This window comes from Salinicola tamaricis, assembly GCF_003006155.1.
GTDB classification, from domain to species: domain Bacteria; phylum Pseudomonadota; class Gammaproteobacteria; order Pseudomonadales; family Halomonadaceae; genus Salinicola; species Salinicola tamaricis.
In genome coordinates, this window is the sequence record NZ_CP023559.1 from 825,236 (window position 1) to 841,637 (window position 16,402).

A 16,402-nucleotide genomic window follows, 5' to 3' on the forward strand; every position below is an offset into this window, starting at 1 on the left:
TCCCATTCATGCAATGCTGAGACAATGGGGGCAGTGACCGGGCCTCTAGCCTTCGGTTTCGACGACACCCGATTTCCATTCAGGAGATATGCCATGCGCAACCTCTTCGTCATGCTGCTGGTCGGCATGCTCGGCATGACAGCCGCCGTGGAGCACGCCGAGGCCAAGCGCTTCGGCGGCGCCAAGAGCTTCGGCTCTTATTCGCGCTCGGCTCAGCAGCCGGCCGCGGCGCCCGCACGCGGTAGCGCCACGACGCCGCCACGCCAGCCGAGCCCGGGTCTATCGCGCTTCGCAGGCCCGCTGGCAGGCCTGCTCGCCGGCGGCCTGCTTGCCTCGCTTTTCTTCGGCGGCGCTTTCGACGGCATTCGGATGCTCGACCTGCTATTGATCGCCGTGGTGCTGTTCATCGCCTTCCGCTTCCTGGCGGCACGGCGACGGCACGCCCATGCCAATGCCGGTGACGGTCACGCTGCCCAGCGCGAGGAACATGCCGCGCAGCCGATGCCGTTCTCTACCGGCGGTGCGGTCGGCGGTGCGAGTATCGCCAGCGAGCCGGAATGGTTCGACCGCGAGCGCTTCCTGGCCGGCGCCAAGGAGCACTTCATGACCCTGCAGCGGGCTTGGGACAACAACGACCTGGAACGCATTCAGGAGTACGTGACCCCCGAGCTCTACAATCTGCTCAAGGCAGAACGCATGGCGCAGCCGGCCAATAACCGCACCGAGATCGTGCGCCTGTTCGTGGAGCTGGGCAGCGTGCAGGAACTTCAAGGCGAAGCGGAAGCCACGGTGCTGTTCCACGGCGTGCTGGAAGAGAATGGCGAAGAGACCGAGTTCAACGAGACCTGGCACCTCAAGCGCGCACTACGCGACGGCGCCCCCTGGTACGTTCAAGGTATCGAGCAGAACACCGCCGTCTAACGCGCTATTCTGCACAACGAATCCTGCACAACGAAAAACCGGGCCCAAGGCCCGGTTTTTTATTTGCTGCTTTTTTGCCCACCACTCTGTCAGCGCTTTATGACAATCAGGGTTGTTTGCCTGCTTATCCACGTCAGCGCTGATGCCTGGCGTCAATTCTTGGCGTCTTCCGCCTTGTCCTGGATGTTGTCGCCAGCGTTTTCCATAGTCTGCCCGGCATCATCCATCGCATTGTCCACTGACTCACCCGCTTTCTCGGCCGGACCATCATCGTTGTCGCAGGCTACGACACCGAACGCCATCATGCCCAGCATCATCGCCATGGCCATCTTCTTCAGTAGATCAGAACGCATATCGACACTCTTTGGATACGACTCCGTGTATGACCCTCATAACATAGTCGGTAAGATTTGCCTCAGCCAGTGTTCACACACGCCTTCCCCATTTGCTCCGCGATAAGCAAGAAGATGCAGATCGCTGTCGGCAAATGGCGTCAGTGTCGAGGCCGATGAGCCCTCTATAACTGCGACCCGGCCAGCACCGGCCGACTATCCACAGGCGGTCGCTGCTCGAAATCACCAAAGGGGGTGGGGATAAGTCGACGCGTAGCGCGTCAGCGACCGGAAGGGCCTGAGCCTATGGCGGGGAGAGGTCGTGCGTAGCCCGGGCCCAGAAACGAGTGAACCCCAGCCTCTGTCGAGACTGGGGTTCGGTATAGGTGCCTGACGATGACCTACTCTCACATGGGAGACCCCACACTACCATCGGCGCTAAGCGGTTTCACTTCTGAGTTCGGCATGGAATCAGGTGGTTCCCACTCGCTATGGTCGTCAGGCAAAACTGACGTCGACATGAACCTGTGACACGCTTTCACGCGCCTTCACATCGACCAATCTGGATCATGCTGATGATACGTCTCTTGCCTATCCGGCCATTGTCGCGATGCGATCGCGCGACCCCGGTCTGGAGTACCCAGACCCCTTGGGGTTATATGGTCAAGCCTCACGGGGCATTAGTACACGTTAGCTCAACGCCTTGCAGCGCTTCCACACCGTGCCTATCAACCAGCTCGTCTTGCTGGACCCTTTAGGAGACTCGAAGTCTCAGGGAGATCTCATCTTGAAGGGGGCTTCCCGCTTAGATGCCTTCAGCGGTTATCCCGTCCGCACATAGCTACCCGGCAGTGCCACTGGCGTGACAACCGGAACACCAGAGGTGCGTCCACTCCGGTCCTCTCGTACTAGGAGCAGCACTTCTCAAATCTCCAACGCCCACGGCAGATAGGGACCGAACTGTCTCACGACGTTCTAAACCCAGCTCGCGTACCACTTTAAATGGCGAACAGCCATACCCTTGGGACCGACTTCAGCCCCAGGATGTGATGAGCCGACATCGAGGTGCCAAACACCGCCGTCGATGTGAACTCTTGGGCGGTATCAGCCTGTTATCCCCGGAGTACCTTTTATCCGTTGAGCGATGGCCCTTCCATACAGAACCACCGGATCACTAGAACCTACTTTCGTACCTGCTCGACGTGTCTGTCTCGCAGTTAAGCACCCTTATGCTCTTGCACTCAATGCACGATTTCCAACCGTGCTGAGGGTACCTTCGTGCTCCTCCGTTACGCTTTCGGAGGAGACCGCCCCAGTCAAACTACCCACCACACACTGTCCTTACACCGGATCACGGTGCGAAGTTAGAACGCCAATGATGCCAGGCTGGTATTTCAAGGTTGGCTCCACCGCAACTGGCGTCACGGTTTCCAAGCCTCCCAGCTATCCTACACAAGCAACATCAGCGTCCAGTGTGAAGCATAGTAAAGGTTCACGGGTCTTTCCGTCTAGCCGCGGGTACACAGCATCTTCACTGCGATTTCAATTTCACTGAGTCTCGGGTGGAGACAGCGTGGCCATCATTACGCCATTCGTGCAGGTCGGAACTTACCCGACAAGGAATTTCGCTACCTTAGGACCGTTATAGTTACGGCCGCCGTTTACCGGGGCTTCGATCAGGAGCTTCGCTTGCGCTAACACCATCAATTAACCTTCCGGCACCGGGCAGGCGTCACACCCTATACGTCCGCTTACGCGTTAGCAGAGTGCTGTGTTTTTAATAAACAGTTGCAGCCACCTGGTATCTTCGACCGGTTCACGCTAGGAGAGCGAGTCTCTTCACGCTACGCCGGCGCACCTTCTCCCGAAGTTACGGTGCCATTTTGCCTAGTTCCTTCACCCGAGTTCTCTCAAGCGCCTTGGGATTCTCACCCTGACCACCTGTGTCGGTTTGGGGTACGGTCGCATGTGATCTGAAGCTTAGAGGCTTTTCCTGGAAGCGTGGCATCGATGACTTCCGGACCGTAGTCCGTTCGTCTCGTCTCTCGGCCTTGAGAGCCCGGATTTGCCTAAGCTCTCAGCCTACTGACTTTCACCAGGACAACCAACGCCTGGCTCACCTAGCCTTCTTCGTCCCCCCATCGCAATCACATCCGGTACGGGAATATTGACCCGTTTCCCATCGACTACGCTTTTCAGCCTCGCCTTAGGGGCCGACTCACTCTGCTCCGATTGACGTAGAACAGAAACCCTTGGTCTTCCGGCGGGGGAGGTTTTCACTCCCCTTGTCGTTACTCATGTCAGCATTCGCACTCGTGATACCTCCAGCATGCTTCTCAACACACCTTCGCAGGCTTACACGACGCTCCTCTACCGCTCATCCTGAGGATGAACCCGTAGCTTCGGCATCTGGTTTGAGCCCCGTTACATCTTCCGCGCAGGCCGACTCGACTAGTGAGCTATTACGCTTTCTTTAAAGGATGGCTGCTTCTAAGCCAACCTCCTAGCTGTCTATGCCTTCCCACATCGTTTCCCACTTAACCAGAATTTGGGGGCCTTAGCTGACGGTCTGGGTTGTTTCCCTTTTCACGACGGACGTTAGCACCCGCCGTGTGTCTCCCACGCTCTACTCACCGGTATTCGGAGTTTGCCTCGGGTTGGTAACCCGGGATGGGCCCCTAGCCGAAACAGTGCTCTACCCCCGGCGGTAATACGTGAGGCGCTACCTAAATAGCTTTCGAGGAGAACCAGCTATCTCCGAGCTTGATTAGCCTTTCACTCCGATCCACAGCTCATCCGAATCTTTTTCAACAGATCCCGGTTCGGGCCTCCAGTCAGTGTTACCTGACCTTCACCCTGGCCATGGATAGATCGCCCGGTTTCGGGTCTATATCCAGCGACTGGTCGCCCAGTTAAGACTCGATTTCTCTACGCCTCCCCTATACGGTTAAGCTCGCCACTGAATATAAGTCGCTGACCCATTATACAAAAGGTACGCGGTCACCGAACAAGTCGGCTCCCACTGCTTGTACGCACACGGTTTCAGGATCTATTTCACTCCCCTCTCCGGGGTTCTTTTCGCCTTTCCCTCACGGTACTGGTTCACTATCGGTCAGCCAGGAGTATTTAGCCTTGGAGGATGGTCCCCCCATGTTCAGTCAAGGTTTCACGTGCCCCGACCTACTCGATTTCACATGTTCAGGTTTTCGACGACGGGGCTATCACCCACTATGGCCGGCCTTTCCAGACCGTTTGTCTAACCAGTCACATGCTTAAGGGCTACTCCCCGTTCGCTCGCCGCTACTGGGGGAATCTCGGTTGATTTCTTTTCCTCGGGGTACTTAGATGTTTCAGTTCCCCCGGTTCGCTTCCCAACACCTATGGATTCAGTGTGGGATACCCAGCTTATGCTGGGTGGGTTTCCCCATTCGGACATGCCCGGGTCACAGGTTGTTTGCCACCTCACCGAGCCTTTTCGCAGGCTACAACGTCCTTCATCGCCTCTGGCTGCCTAGGCATCCACCGTGTGCGCTTAATCGCTTGACCATATAACCCGAAGGAGTCTGGTCGCGCGATCACAACGACAATTGCCGGATACGCTTGAGACGTATCACTTTTCGCTCTTCGCCATCCAACTACGAATGGTGAAGAACTGTCAGCATGATCCACATTGTTAAAGAGCGTTTAGAGCAGAAGCTCTAAGCGATCGACTCGGTCGCGGTTGTTGCGACGAAGCGGATGGCTTAGAACTCGGTGACTGTTTTTCGATCAATCTTTTCCAGGCAAGGCGAAGGTCGGCGACGCATAGTTCGCTATGCGAGTCGGCTTTCAACGCAGCATGGGAAAGATTTGGTGGAGCCAAGCGGGATCGAACCGCTGACCTCCTGCGTGCAAGGCAGGCGCTCTCCCAGCTGAGCTATGGCCCGGCTAGACATTTCGTCAGAGACAAGGCGCTTTTTGCCGACGTGTAGCCTGCTACACGAGGTGAAAAGCAACGCCGTATCTGGCGAAATTGGTGGGTCTGGGCCGATTTGAACGGCCGACCTCACCCTTATCAGGGGTGCGCTCTAACCAACTGAGCTACAGACCCGGCTTTACCACTGGGTCCGTGACCCAAACAGTCATTGCTCTTGGTCGATCAGGTAATTGATTGTGAGCGCTTATCTCGCGATCCGCTAATCGTTTAAGGAGGTGATCCAGCCGCAGGTTCCCCTACGGCTACCTTGTTACGACTTCACCCCAGTCATGAACCACACCGTGGTGATCGCTCCCCCGAAGGTTAAGCTAACCACTTCTGGTGCAGTCCACTCCCATGGTGTGACGGGCGGTGTGTACAAGGCCCGGGAACGTATTCACCGTGACATTCTGATTCACGATTACTAGCGATTCCGACTTCACGGAGTCGAGTTGCAGACTCCGATCCGGACTGAGGCCGGCTTTCTGGGATTCGCTCCACCTCGCGGTCTCGCAACCCTTTGTACCGGCCATTGTAGCACGTGTGTAGCCCTACCCGTAAGGGCCATGATGACTTGACGTCGTCCCCACCTTCCTCCGGTTTGTCACCGGCAGTCTCCTTAGAGTTCCCACCATTACGTGCTGGCAAATAAGGACAAGGGTTGCGCTCGTTACGGGACTTAACCCAACATTTCACAACACGAGCTGACGACAGCCATGCAGCACCTGTCTCAGAGTTCCCGAAGGCACCAAGGCATCTCTGCCAAGTTCTCTGGATGTCAAGGGTAGGTAAGGTTCTTCGCGTTGCATCGAATTAAACCACATGCTCCACCGCTTGTGCGGGCCCCCGTCAATTCATTTGAGTTTTAACCTTGCGGCCGTACTCCCCAGGCGGTCGACTTATCGCGTTAACTGCGCCACTAAGTCCTTAAAGGTCCCAACGGCTAGTCGACATCGTTTACGGCGTGGACTACCAGGGTATCTAATCCTGTTTGCTACCCACGCTTTCGCACCTCAGTGTCAGTGTCAGGCCAGAAGGCCGCCTTCGCCACTGGTATTCCTCCCGATCTCTACGCATTTCACCGCTACACCGGGAATTCTACCTTCCTCTCCTGCACTCTAGTCTGGCCGTTCCGGATGCCGTTCCCAGGTTGAGCCCGGGGCTTTCACAACCGGCGTGCCAAACCACCTACGCGCGCTTTACGCCCAGTAATTCCGATTAACGCTCGCACCCTCCGTATTACCGCGGCTGCTGGCACGGAGTTAGCCGGTGCTTCTTCTGCGAGTGATGTCCTTCTTGACGGATATTAGCCGCCAAGCCTTCTTCCTCGCTGAAAGTGCTTTACAACCCGAGGGCCTTCTTCACACACGCGGCATGGCTGGATCAGGCTTGCGCCCATTGTCCAATATTCCCCACTGCTGCCTCCCGTAGGAGTCTGGGCCGTGTCTCAGTCCCAGTGTGGCTGATCATCCTCTCAGACCAGCTACGGATCGTCGCCTTGGTGAGCCATTACCTCACCAACCAGCTAATCCGACATAGGCTCATCCGATAGCGCAAGGTCCGAAGAGCCCCTGCTTTCTCCCGTAGGACGTATGCGGTATTAGCCTGGGTTTCCCCAGGTTATCCCCCACTACCGGGCAGATTCCTATGCATTACTCACCCGTCCGCCGCTCGCCACCAGGGAGCAAGCTCCCCGTGCTGCCGCTCGACTTGCATGTGTTAGGCCTGCCGCCAGCGTTCAATCTGAGCCATGATCAAACTCTTCAGTTAAAAGTCTGATAGTCCTTACCTCTTCTCTGCCCGAAAGCATCAGAAGCGAAGCGGACCAAACTTGGTTCAAGGTCAAACGAATCTTAGACGAGTCGCTTGCCTTGATATGCTGTGACTGGCGTCACGCAAGACAAGCGCCCACATCAATTACCTGATCGATTGTTAAAGAGCGTCCTTACTTGAAGTCTCGTCTCACGCAGAGCACCGAGCCTTCTGCCGTGACCCAAAAGTGACTCAAGTGCTTGTCAGCGCTTGCTTTCTGGGTCGCCGTAAGGAGAGGCGTATTTTAAGGATCTTGGCGAAGATGTCAACGTCTTTCTTGTCGACGCTTGCCCGGCTTCCGTTGCTGCTGGAGAACCGATCCTGAAAAAGCGAGGGGCGTATTCTGCTTTCCTCATCGCTAGCTGTCAATCGATTTTTTCAATCTTTTCAACAGCTTAGCCAGCTTCTCCACTGCCTCCGAGAACCTGTCTCGGCGGCAGCGGATGCGTACTTTACGGATCTCCCCCGGCCTTGGCAAGGGGAAATGTCGAAAAAGTTGCGCCGCTTCGAGGCTGCTGGCGCCAGAGGCCCGGCATGACAGGCGCTGGCGCCATTCGAGCAGATCGAGAGGTTTGGCCAGCACCCGCAGCCCGCGGCATAATTGGTAAAACCATTTGCCTGCAAGGAGGTCGCCCGTGCCGCCATCGCCTCTGCGCCAGCCGCGCCTGGCCGACGTCATTACCCAGCGTCTGGAGACACTGATTCTGGAGGGCAGCCTCAAGGCGGGTCATCGCCTGCCGTCGGAGCGCGAGCTCGCCGAGCGTTTCGGTGTCTCACGCCCATCGCTGCGCGAGGCGATACAGAAGCTTGCAGCCCGCGGATTGCTCACCAGCCGTCAGGGTGGCGGTACCTATGTCAGCGAGCGACTCAGCGACAGCTATGGCGACCCGATCCTCGAGATGCTGTCGCGTCATGACGAGTTCTATCTCGATGTGCTCGAGTTCCGCGATGCCATGGAGGGAATCACCGCCTATCACGCGGCGATGCGCGCGACCCCGGCGGATAAGGAGATGCTGCAGCAGCGCTTCCAGTCCCTGCGCGACAGCTACGCCGACCCCGGCCAGCAGGGTGATGCCCTGCGCGAAGCCAGGGCGGATGCCGCTTTCCATCTGGCGATCGCCGAGACAGCACACAACGTGCTGCTGCATACCATTCGCGGTCTGTTCCAGCTACTGGAGAAGAGCATCGTCGCCAACCTGGCGCGGTTGTTCGAGCGACCCGAGGCGCGCAGTCTGCTCCTGGATCAGCATCGAGCGCTGCTCGAAGCGATTCTGGAAGGTCGCGCCGAAGATGCCCGGCATCTCGCCCACGAGCATCTCGGCTACGTCAAAGAGGGGCTGATGGAGATGCAGCGCGCCGAATTCCGCGCTCAACGCGCCGAGCGCCGCACCCAGCTTCTCAAGGGCACGCCGCTACGCTGATCACTCGCCGCTGAGATGACGATCCTTGAGCTTGACGTAGTTGCCCGCGGTATAGGCGAAGAACTCGCGCTCCTCGGACTTGAGCGGGCGCAGGGGCTTGGCCGGGTTGCCGGCGTAGACATGCCCGCTGGCCAGGGTCTTGCCAGGCGGCACCAGGGCGCCAGCGGCGATGATCACTTCGGACTCGACCACCGCGCCGTCGAGCACGATGGCGCCCATGCCGACCAGCACTCGATCACCCACGTTGCAACCTGCAGCGTCGCCTGATGCCCTACGGTCACCTCGTCGCCGATGATCAGCGGATGACCGCCAGGGTTGTAGTCGCTGGCATGAGTGCAGTGCAGCACGCAGCCGTCCTGCACGCTGGTACGCGCACCGATGCGGATACGATGGACATCGCCGCGAATCACCGCCATCGGCCACACCGAACTGTCGTCACCTAGCGCTACGTCGCCGAGCACCACACTGGTCTCGTCGACGAAGACCCGCTCGCCCAGACTCGGGCTGATGCCTTGAGCTTCTCATTGCCATGGATGCACACCTCTCTTCGCTCGACGCCGCTCGTCCGGCGCCGATGGTCATGGATGGTTTCTAGATAAGGCTCGACAACAGCACCACCGCCGTCAACGGGATCGAGACGTAGCGCACCACGCCGCGCCACAGTCGGAACCCCACCGCCGGCCCGCCCAGCGCCGAGGCGGCGGCTTCAGGCAGCATGCGCCAGGCGGCGAAGATCGCGATCAGCAGCCCGCCGATGGGCAGGAAGATGTCCGGCGGCACCGTGGAGACCAGGGCGAAGAAGTTCATCTCACCGATCCAGTGCACGTCGGCCAGGGTCGAGAACGACAGCACCGAGAGCAGACCTACGCCCCACACCAGCGCGCCGATCAGCAGCGCCGCCCGACCGCGACGCCAGCCGGCGCCGATCAGCATCGCCACCATCGGCTCGGCCAGATTGATCGAAGAGGTCCAGGTCGCCACCAGCAGCAGCAGAAAGAAGGCTCCGAGCCAGATCTGCCCGCCCGGCAGCTCGCTGAAGGCGATCGGCAGCGTCCACGAACATCAGCCCAGGTCCCTCGGTCGGGTCGAGGGCCGTGGGTGAACACCACCGAGAAGATGGCGATACCCGAGAGCAGCGCCACTGCGATCCAGCAGAGCCACCGCACACACCGCCGCGGCAGACTCTGCTCTTCCGGCATGTAGGCGCCGTAGGCCATCAGCGCACAGGCCCCCACGGCGAGGGTGAAGAAGGCGTGCCCCATGGCGTTGAGCACCACCTGGAGATCGATCGCCGCCGGGTTGGGTGTGAACAGCCACGCCATCGCCGCACCAAGCCGGCGGTGGTGACGGCGTAACCCCGAGCACGATCAGGATCACGTAGAGCAGCGGCATCATCACATTGTTGAGCTTCTCCAGCCCGTTGCTGACCCCGGCGGCGACGACCGACATGGTCAGCAGCATGAACAGCGTGTGATTGAAGGTCATGCGCAGCGGATCGGCGAGGAAGGCGTCGAAGGCCGAGCCGATCTGTGCCGGCGTGCGCTCGACGAAGCCACCGTTGACCGCATCGACGAGATACTCGATCGACCAACCGGAGACCACCGAATAGAACGATAGGATGAAGAAGACGGTGAGTGCCCCGAACAGCCCCACCCAGCGCCAGTGCGGGCTCACTCCGGCCTCGCTGGCGAGATACGCCAGCGCCTGCATCGGGCTGCGCCGGCCGGCGCGCCCGATGAGGATCTCCGCCATCATCATCGGCAGCCCCAGTACCACCACGAACAGAATGTAGAGCAGCAGGAAGGCCGAGCCGCCGTTCTCCCCAGTCATGTAGGGGAAGCGCCAGATATTGCCCAGCCCGACCGCGGCACCGGTCACCGCCAGAATGAAAGCACGGCGGGAGTGCCAGCGCTCCAGGGTTTCGTTCATCGTCTCGTCACCTTATCTTGGCGGGGCACCGTTTCTACAGGGCCGACTGTCGCGACCATCTTCACGGATGACGCGGCCATCTTTACGGAGAAAGCAGGCGAGCCTATCAGGGCTCACCGCAGCGGCCAATCCTGGTCATCGCACGGGCGCGAAGAGGTTGGTTGCCGCGTTGAAAGGCGCGGCCATCCCCCCCATATACTGTGGCACCGATTCTTCGTCCGAGGTGATCATGTCGCACAATCCGCTGCTCGACTCCTGCACGCTGCCGCCGTTCGAGGCGATTCGCCCCGAGCACGCCGTTCCCGCGATCGAGAAGATCATCGCTGACAATCGCGCCGCGATCGACACCCTGGCCAATCAGCAGGCGCCTACCTGGGACTCCCTCGCCGCGCCGTTGGAGGCGCTCGATGACCGCCTGTCTCAGGCCTTCTCGCCGGTGTCACACCTCAATTCGACGATGAACAGCGACGCCCTGCGCGACGCCTATCAGCAGTGCCTGGCCCGGCTCTCGGAGTACAGCACCTGGGTCGGCCAGCACACCGCGCTGTTCCAGGCCTTCGAGCGTCTGGCCCAGAGCGAGGATTTCTCTGCGCTGGACGAGGCCCAGCGCAAGGCGGTCGACAACACCCTGCGCAACTTCCGCCTCGCCGGTGTCGACCTGCCGAGCGAGCAGAAGCGCCGCTACGGCGAGATCCAGGCCCGTCTATCCGAACTCGGTAACACGTTTTCCAACCAGCTGCTCGATGCCACCCAGGCATGGCACAAGACGCTACCCGACGCCGCGCGTCTGACCGGCCTGCCGGATAGCGCCCTGGAAATGCTGGCCGCCAACGCCGAGGCCAAGGGCGAGTCGGGCTATCGCATCACCCTCGACGTGCCCTGCTTCCTGCCGATCATGACCTTCGCCGAGGATCGCGAGCTGCGCCAGGAGGTCTACACCGCCTACGTCACCCGCGCCTCCGACCAGGGACCCAACGCGGGCGAAAACGACAATGCGCCGGTGATCGAGGAGATCCTGGCGCTGCGTCATGAGCTGGCTCAGCTGCTCGGCTTCGCCACCTACGCCGACTACTCGCTGGAGACCAAGATGGCCGAGTCTCCCGATCAGGTCCTGGGCTTTCTCGACGATCTCGCCGAGCGTGCCCTGCCCCAGGCGCGGCGGGATATCGGCGAGCTTGAGACCTATGCCCGCGACACCCTCGGCATGGGCGAGCTGGCCCCGTGGGACATCGGCTTCGTCAGCGAAAAGCTGCGCCAGGCGCGCTATGACATCTCGCAGGAGCAGCTACGCCCCTACTTCCCCGCGCCGCGGGCGGTGGACGGCCTGTTCCGCGTGGTCGGCAAGCTCTACGGCATCCGCATGACCGAGAATCCCGACGCCCCGCGCTACCATCCGGACGTACGCTACTTCGACGTGCTCGACGGCGACACCCCGATCGCCGGCTTCTACCTCGATCTCTACGCCCGGGAAGGCAAGCGCGGCGGCGCCTGGATGGACGTCTGCCGTACCCGGCGCCAGCGCGAGGATGGTTCGCTGCAGCTGCCGGTCGCCTACCTGACCTGCAACTTCACGCCGCCGGTGGGCGGCAAGCCGGCGCTGCTGACCCATGACGAGGTGCTGACGCTGTTCCACGAGTTCGGTCACGGCCTGCACCACATGCTGACCCGGCAGACGGTGGCCGATGTCTCCGGCATCAGCGGCGTGGCCTGGGATGCGGTCGAACTGCCCAGCCAGTTCATGGAGAACTTCTGCTGGGAGCGCGAGGGGCTCGACTTGATCGCCGGCCACGTCGACAGCGGCGACAAGCTGCCGGATGCGCTGCTCGACAAACTGCAGGCGGCTCGCAACTTCCAGTCGGCGATGCAGATGATGCGCCAGCTGGAGTTCTCGATGTTCGATCTGCGCCTGCACCACGAGCTCGCCACCCCCAGCGCCGCCGACATACAGGCGCTGCTCGATGGCGTGCGCGCCCAGGTGTCGGTGGTCCCCAGCGTCGACTTCAACCGCTTCCAGAACGGCTTCTCGCATATCTTCGCCGGCGGCTACGCAGCGGGCTACTACAGCTACAAGTGGGCCGAAGTGCTCTCGGCGGATGCCTACAGCGCCTTCGAGGAGGCCGGCATCTTCGATGCCGAGACTGGCCAGCGCTTCCGCAGCGAAATCCTCGAGCGCGGCGGCTCGTGCGATGCCGCCGAGCTGTTCATGGCGTTCCGCGGTCGCGAGCCGAGCATCGAGCCGCTGCTGCGCCATACCGGCATCGAACCGCGCGACGCCGCCTGACGGACGGCGCCGACATGCACTCTGGGGCGCGGCAGGCAAGCCCTGCCCGCCCATCAGCGAGGTCAGCCATGACACACACACCCAAGCGCTTCATCGCCGGCGCCATCTGCCCGCGCTGCGCGGCCATGGATCGCATACGCAGTTGGGAGCAGAACGGTATCCGCTACCGCGACTGCGTCAGCTGTGACTTCTTCGAGCAGCTGCCGGTGGAGGACAGCGCGCAGGACGAACTGCCGACCCGGGTCAATCAGCCGCGTGAGACGCAGAAACCCGCGCGCGAAGAGATCAGTACGGTCAAGATCATCGATCCCGGTACCCGCCACTAGGCACTACCTGAAAGGACTGCGCTCGCCCACGCGGCGTTAAAAATCGGCTGGGGCGCCAGCCCGGTCAAAAATGCTCATTTACACCCCGTAAACTGGAGCGCCAGCCCGGTCCGTTTTCGCCGATTTTTTCCTTAGCTGCGCGCCCGGCCTGGCCTTCGCTCGTCGACTTTTCAGACAGCACCTAGTCTCTATCGAATCTAAACCGCCTCATCCCGCCGCGACGACCTGGGCCATCAGCTGGCGCAGGTCATCGCCACGCCAGGTGGGTACCTGCTCGAGCGCCGGATCCATCGCCTTGCCCGGGCGCGCCACGAAGGCGGTACGCATGCCCACCGCCTGGGCGCCGATCAGATCCCAACCATGCGCCGCCACCATGATCATCGCCTCGGGCGCAACCGACCAGTGCGCCGCCGCTGCACGATAGGGCTCCGGCGCCGGCTTGTAGCGCGCGACCCGATCGACGCTGAAAATGGCATCGAAGTAAGCCGCCAGCCCCGCCTGGGCCAGCTGATGCTGCGCCGCCTCGCTGGCGCTGTTGGTCAGGCGGTGAGCGTATGCCCCTGCTGGCGCAGCCAGGCCAGCGCCTCGACGGCATCGGCGTGCGCCGGCATGCCGAGCACGCCGTCGACCAGTGCCTGCTCGTCGGCGGGCGCGATCGCGACCCCGTGCTTGGCACCCAGCTGGCGCAGCGCGCTTTTGGCCAGTTCGGCAAAGGGCGCGAAACGCCCGACCAGATTGGCGGTCAATCAGGTTCCTGCAGGGTCAGGAACCACTCGCCGCGGCGCGCCTCGGTGCCGAACCAGCGCATGAACAGCGGGTCCAGCGCCGCGGTCGAGCAGCGTTTCATTGACGTCGAAGACCAGATGCATGGGGCCTCTCCTTGGGTGATTGGCCCCTCAGTGTAGAACGCGATGCCCCAAGGCGTGGGAGCTTAGCGCCCCCACCCCAACCCTGTGTCAGCACTTCCCGCAGCACTGCCAGCGGCGGCAGCCAGGCGATCAGATGTATCGAGGTGAGCAGCAGCATCAGCGAGCTGCCGGGAGCTTTCCAGTCGAACGGCTTGAGCGCGGTGCCGAAGGAGCGCTTGAATCGCGCCCGGTGAGATCGACGCTGTAGAGTTCGTCCAGCGCCAGATGGATGAGAAAGCCGAGGGTAGCGCCAGGCCGTGCAGCCAGGCCAGACGTGCCGGCTGCCGAGCAGTGTGAAACTCGCCGCCGCCGTCGCCAGCCCGCTGAGCGCGGCTGCCAGCAGCGAGTGCCACAGCCCGCGATGCACGGTGAAGCGAGCGAAAAGCGCACTGGCCAGATAGCGCACCGCCAGATAGGTCGCGCCACAGGCAGCGAATAGCTGTGCCGGCGTGACCCGATGCTGCAGCAGCAGCACCGCCACGACGATAGCGATCAGGGCCAGGATCTGGAAGATCAGACGCACCGCTCGGGAATTGTCGGCATCGATGTCGGGCAGAATGCCGCCGAAGGTTACCAACCCGGTGATCGCCGCCGCCTGCCACAGCCCATAAAGCGACGCCTGCCACCCTGCCTGGGAGGCTATCAGCCCTCCGACGCTGGCGACCCCGAAGTGGGTGCGAAAGTTGGCCATCGGTGCCGCCGCTCCAAGACTGGATAAATAGCCAGATTATGCGGCTTGCGGCCTATGGAAAACAATAGCTTAGACGGCGGCGTTGCAAACATCGGCGTTATCCCGCGCGGATGCCGGTACTACTCCGGCGCCGCGCGCACGATACGCCATGACGACACGGCCCCGCCGAAGCGGGGCCGTTTGGGGAACCGAAGCCGCGTGACGCAGCGCTACTCGATCACGCCGCAGGCGACACGCGCCCCGCCGCCGCCCAGTTTGGGCTGATCGCTGTAGTTGTCACCGCCTGAGTGGATGATGAACGCGTGGCCGGAGAGATCGGCTTCGCTCAGACGCGGCGCCAGCACCGGGGTGGTGGCATTGCCCTCGGCATCCACCGTCAGCACCGGCAGATCACCCAGATGGCCGGCATCGCTGTAGGGCCCCTGGTGAGAGTCGGTCTGCTCGGGGTCGAAGTGGCCACCCGCGGCCCCCGCCGGCGTCACCTTGCCGTCGCTCTCGCTGGAATCGCAGCTGGGGTTGGTGTGCAGATGGAAACCGTGGATACCAGGCTCGAGACCGGAAAGATCCGGTGTCAGCAGCAGCCCATAATCGGTATCCCTGGCGGTGATGGTGCCCATGGATTCCCCCACCCCCTGAGTGGAGACGCTATGCATGTCGACCTGGGTATCGGCTTGTGCCAGCCCCGCCAGCGTCAGCAAAATACCGGCGCCCAGAGCGCTCGCCATCGTCCGTTGCATCGTTCACCTCCGTTTCGACCATGATGTCCGGCACGGGCCAGCGCATGGCTCGCCCATCGCCAGCCCGTGGCTCTCACCCTAGTCGAAGTCGCGCAAGGGTGCGACGTGAACGCCTCAGGTCAGATTATCGAGAATGCGCAGCGACGGGGCCGCCTGATTGAGGGTGTAGAAGTGCAGACCCGGCGCGCCGCCATCGAGCAAACGCTGGCAGAGCCGTGACACCATCTCGGTGCCGAATGCCTGGATGCTCTGCTGGTCATCGCCATAGGCTTCGAGCTGCTTGCGCACCCATCGCGGAATGTCGGCGCCGCAGGTCTCGGAGAAGCGGGCCAGCTTGCTGTAATTGGTGATCGGCATGATGCCGGGCACGATCGGTGTCTCCACGCCCAGCGCGCGGGCCCGATCGACGAAGTGGAAGTAAGCGTCGGCGTTGAAGAAGTACTGGGTGATGGCGAAGTCGGCACCGGCCTTCACCTTGCGCGCGAAGTTCTCCAGATCGCGCTCGGCGCTCAGCGCCTGCGGATGCACCTCGGGATAGGCCGCCACCGCGATATTGAAATGATCGCCAGTCTCGGCGCGCACGAACTCGACCAGCTCGTTGGCATAGCGCAGCTCACCCGCCCCGCCCATGCCCGAGGGCAGATCGCCGCGCAGCGCGACCAGGCTGTCGATGCCCGAGTCGCGATAGCGTCCGAGCAGCTCGCGTATCGCGGCCTTCTCGCTGCCCACACAGGAGAGGTGCGGCGCAGTGGAGACGCCGCCCTGGCGCAGCGCCGCGACGGTATCGAGGGTGCGCGCCTGGGTCGAACCGCCGGCACCATAGGTGACCGAGAAGAAGCGCGGCGAGCGCGCGCTCAGCGCATCCCGCGTGGCGTCGAGCTTTTCCCGCCCGGCCGCTGTATTGGGGGGAAAGAACTCGAAGCTGATGCCCAAGGGGAGATGCGTATTCATGCGCGCCTTCGTCTCGAAACCGGATCAGGAGGGAGAGGCACTGGCTCGGGCCGTCGGGCGCCCGTCGCGACTCATGCCTGCCTCTCTACGACATGGGCTCATTGTGCCCGCCGCATCCAACCCCGGCCAATGAAACTT

The 16,402-nt window shown here is 61.6% G+C and carries 10 protein-coding genes, 1 tRNA gene, 3 rRNA genes and 2 pseudogenes; 4 read left to right on the forward strand and 12 right to left on the reverse strand.

Features of this window, described 5'->3' with window-relative positions; translation table 11 throughout:
• The first annotated feature begins 93 nt into the window (after positions 1-93).
• Positions 94-921, forward strand: a complete 828-nt coding sequence (locus CN538_RS03705; protein WP_106418600.1) for a Tim44 domain-containing protein — start codon at positions 94-96, stop codon at positions 919-921.
• Between the two features lie 152 nt (positions 922-1,073).
• Here CN538_RS03705 and CN538_RS03710 read toward each other — a convergent pair whose 3' ends face one another.
• The 5 genes from CN538_RS03710 to CN538_RS03735 form a co-directional block, all read right to left on the reverse strand.
• Positions 1,074-1,274, reverse strand: a complete 201-nt coding sequence (locus CN538_RS03710) for a hypothetical protein (RefSeq protein WP_035475395.1) — start codon at positions 1,272-1,274, stop codon at positions 1,074-1,076.
• A gap of 367 nt (positions 1,275-1,641) precedes the next feature.
• Positions 1,642-1,756 (reverse strand): 5S ribosomal RNA (rrf, locus tag CN538_RS03715).
• A gap of 156 nt (positions 1,757-1,912) precedes the next feature.
• Positions 1,913-4,799, reverse strand: a 23S ribosomal RNA gene (locus CN538_RS03720).
• Positions 4,800-5,266: 467 nt separating this feature from the next.
• Positions 5,267-5,343: transfer RNA gene (locus CN538_RS03730), tRNA-Ile, on the reverse strand.
• Positions 5,344-5,437: 94 nt separating this feature from the next.
• Positions 5,438-6,978 (reverse strand): 16S ribosomal RNA (locus CN538_RS03735).
• Together the 16S, 23S and 5S rRNA genes with 1 tRNA gene alongside form the textbook arrangement of a ribosomal RNA operon.
• Before the next feature lie 677 nt (positions 6,979-7,655).
• On the opposite strand from CN538_RS03735, the gene CN538_RS03740 reads away from it, so the two are divergent.
• On the forward strand, positions 7,656-8,441 hold the full coding sequence (locus tag CN538_RS03740) for a GntR family transcriptional regulator (protein WP_106418601.1): 786 nt from the start codon (positions 7,656-7,658) through the stop codon (positions 8,439-8,441).
• On the opposite strand, the pseudogene CN538_RS03745 reads toward CN538_RS03740, so the two are convergent.
• Together CN538_RS03745 and CN538_RS25930 are read right to left on the reverse strand one after the other, a co-directional pair.
• A pseudogene (locus CN538_RS03745) lies at positions 8,442-8,950 on the reverse strand (gamma carbonic anhydrase family protein). It lies immediately after the preceding gene.
• Between the two features lie 82 nt (positions 8,951-9,032).
• A pseudogene (locus CN538_RS25930) lies at positions 9,033-10,370 on the reverse strand (sodium-dependent transporter).
• A gap of 229 nt (positions 10,371-10,599) precedes the next feature.
• On the opposite strand from CN538_RS25930, the gene prlC reads away from it, so the two are divergent.
• Together prlC and CN538_RS03760 are read left to right on the forward strand one after the other, a co-directional pair.
• Complete coding sequence (gene prlC, locus CN538_RS03755; RefSeq protein WP_106418602.1) at positions 10,600-12,651, forward strand: oligopeptidase A; 2,052 nt, start codon at positions 10,600-10,602, stop codon at positions 12,649-12,651.
• A 68-nt stretch (positions 12,652-12,719) separates the two neighbouring features.
• Positions 12,720-12,977: a YheV family putative zinc ribbon protein gene (locus CN538_RS03760; RefSeq protein WP_106418603.1), complete on the forward strand. Its 258-nt coding sequence runs from the start codon at positions 12,720-12,722 to the stop codon at positions 12,975-12,977.
• Between the two features lie 207 nt (positions 12,978-13,184).
• Here the strand turns inward: CN538_RS03760 and CN538_RS21875 are convergent, their stop codons facing one another.
• The 5 genes from CN538_RS21875 to metF all read right to left on the reverse strand — a co-directional run bounded on the left by CN538_RS21875 (position 13,185) and on the right by metF (position 16,264).
• The gene (locus CN538_RS21875; protein WP_106418604.1) at positions 13,185-13,553 is read right to left on the reverse strand and encodes an HAD-IA family hydrolase; all 369 of its coding nucleotides are present in this window, start codon (positions 13,551-13,553) and stop codon (positions 13,185-13,187) included.
• Positions 13,517-13,723 (reverse strand): HAD family hydrolase, encoded by a 207-nt coding sequence (locus tag CN538_RS21880; protein ID WP_106418605.1) that lies wholly within the window; start codon positions 13,721-13,723, stop codon positions 13,517-13,519. Before CN538_RS21880 ends, CN538_RS21875 begins: the two co-directional genes overlap by 37 nt.
• A 97-nt stretch (positions 13,724-13,820) precedes the next feature.
• Positions 13,821-14,576: a metal-dependent hydrolase gene (locus tag CN538_RS03775; protein ID WP_277985092.1), complete on the reverse strand. Its 756-nt coding sequence runs from the start codon at positions 14,574-14,576 to the stop codon at positions 13,821-13,823.
• Between the two features lie 209 nt (positions 14,577-14,785).
• The gene (sodC, locus tag CN538_RS03780) at positions 14,786-15,313 is read right to left on the reverse strand and encodes a superoxide dismutase family protein (protein WP_106418606.1); all 528 of its coding nucleotides are present in this window, start codon (positions 15,311-15,313) and stop codon (positions 14,786-14,788) included.
• Between the two features lie 114 nt (positions 15,314-15,427).
• Positions 15,428-16,264, reverse strand: coding sequence for a methylenetetrahydrofolate reductase [NAD(P)H] (gene metF / locus CN538_RS03785; protein WP_106418607.1), 837 nt, complete (start codon positions 16,262-16,264; stop codon positions 15,428-15,430).
• Positions 16,265-16,402 lie beyond the last annotated feature (138 nt).

What these genes read in the sequence shown, in the direction of transcription:
- CN538_RS03705 (WP_106418600.1), top strand. Translation starts at nt 94, where the DNA reads ATGCGCAACCTCTTCGTCATGCTGCTGGTCGGCATGCTCGGCATGACA.
- CN538_RS03710 (WP_035475395.1), bottom strand. Translation starts at nt 1,274, where the DNA reads ATGCGTTCTGATCTACTGAAGAAGATGGCCATGGCGATGATGCTGGGC.
- prlC (WP_106418602.1), top strand. Translation starts at nt 10,600, where the DNA reads ATGTCGCACAATCCGCTGCTCGACTCCTGCACGCTGCCGCCGTTCGAG.
- CN538_RS03760 (WP_106418603.1), top strand. Translation starts at nt 12,720, where the DNA reads ATGACACACACACCCAAGCGCTTCATCGCCGGCGCCATCTGCCCGCGC.
- CN538_RS03775 (WP_277985092.1), bottom strand. Translation starts at nt 14,576, where the DNA reads ATGGCCAACTTTCGCACCCACTTCGGGGTCGCCAGCGTCGGAGGGCTG.
- sodC (WP_106418606.1), bottom strand. Translation starts at nt 15,313, where the DNA reads ATGCAACGGACGATGGCGAGCGCTCTGGGCGCCGGTATTTTGCTGACG.
- metF (WP_106418607.1), bottom strand. Translation starts at nt 16,264, where the DNA reads ATGAATACGCATCTCCCCTTGGGCATCAGCTTCGAGTTCTTTCCCCCC.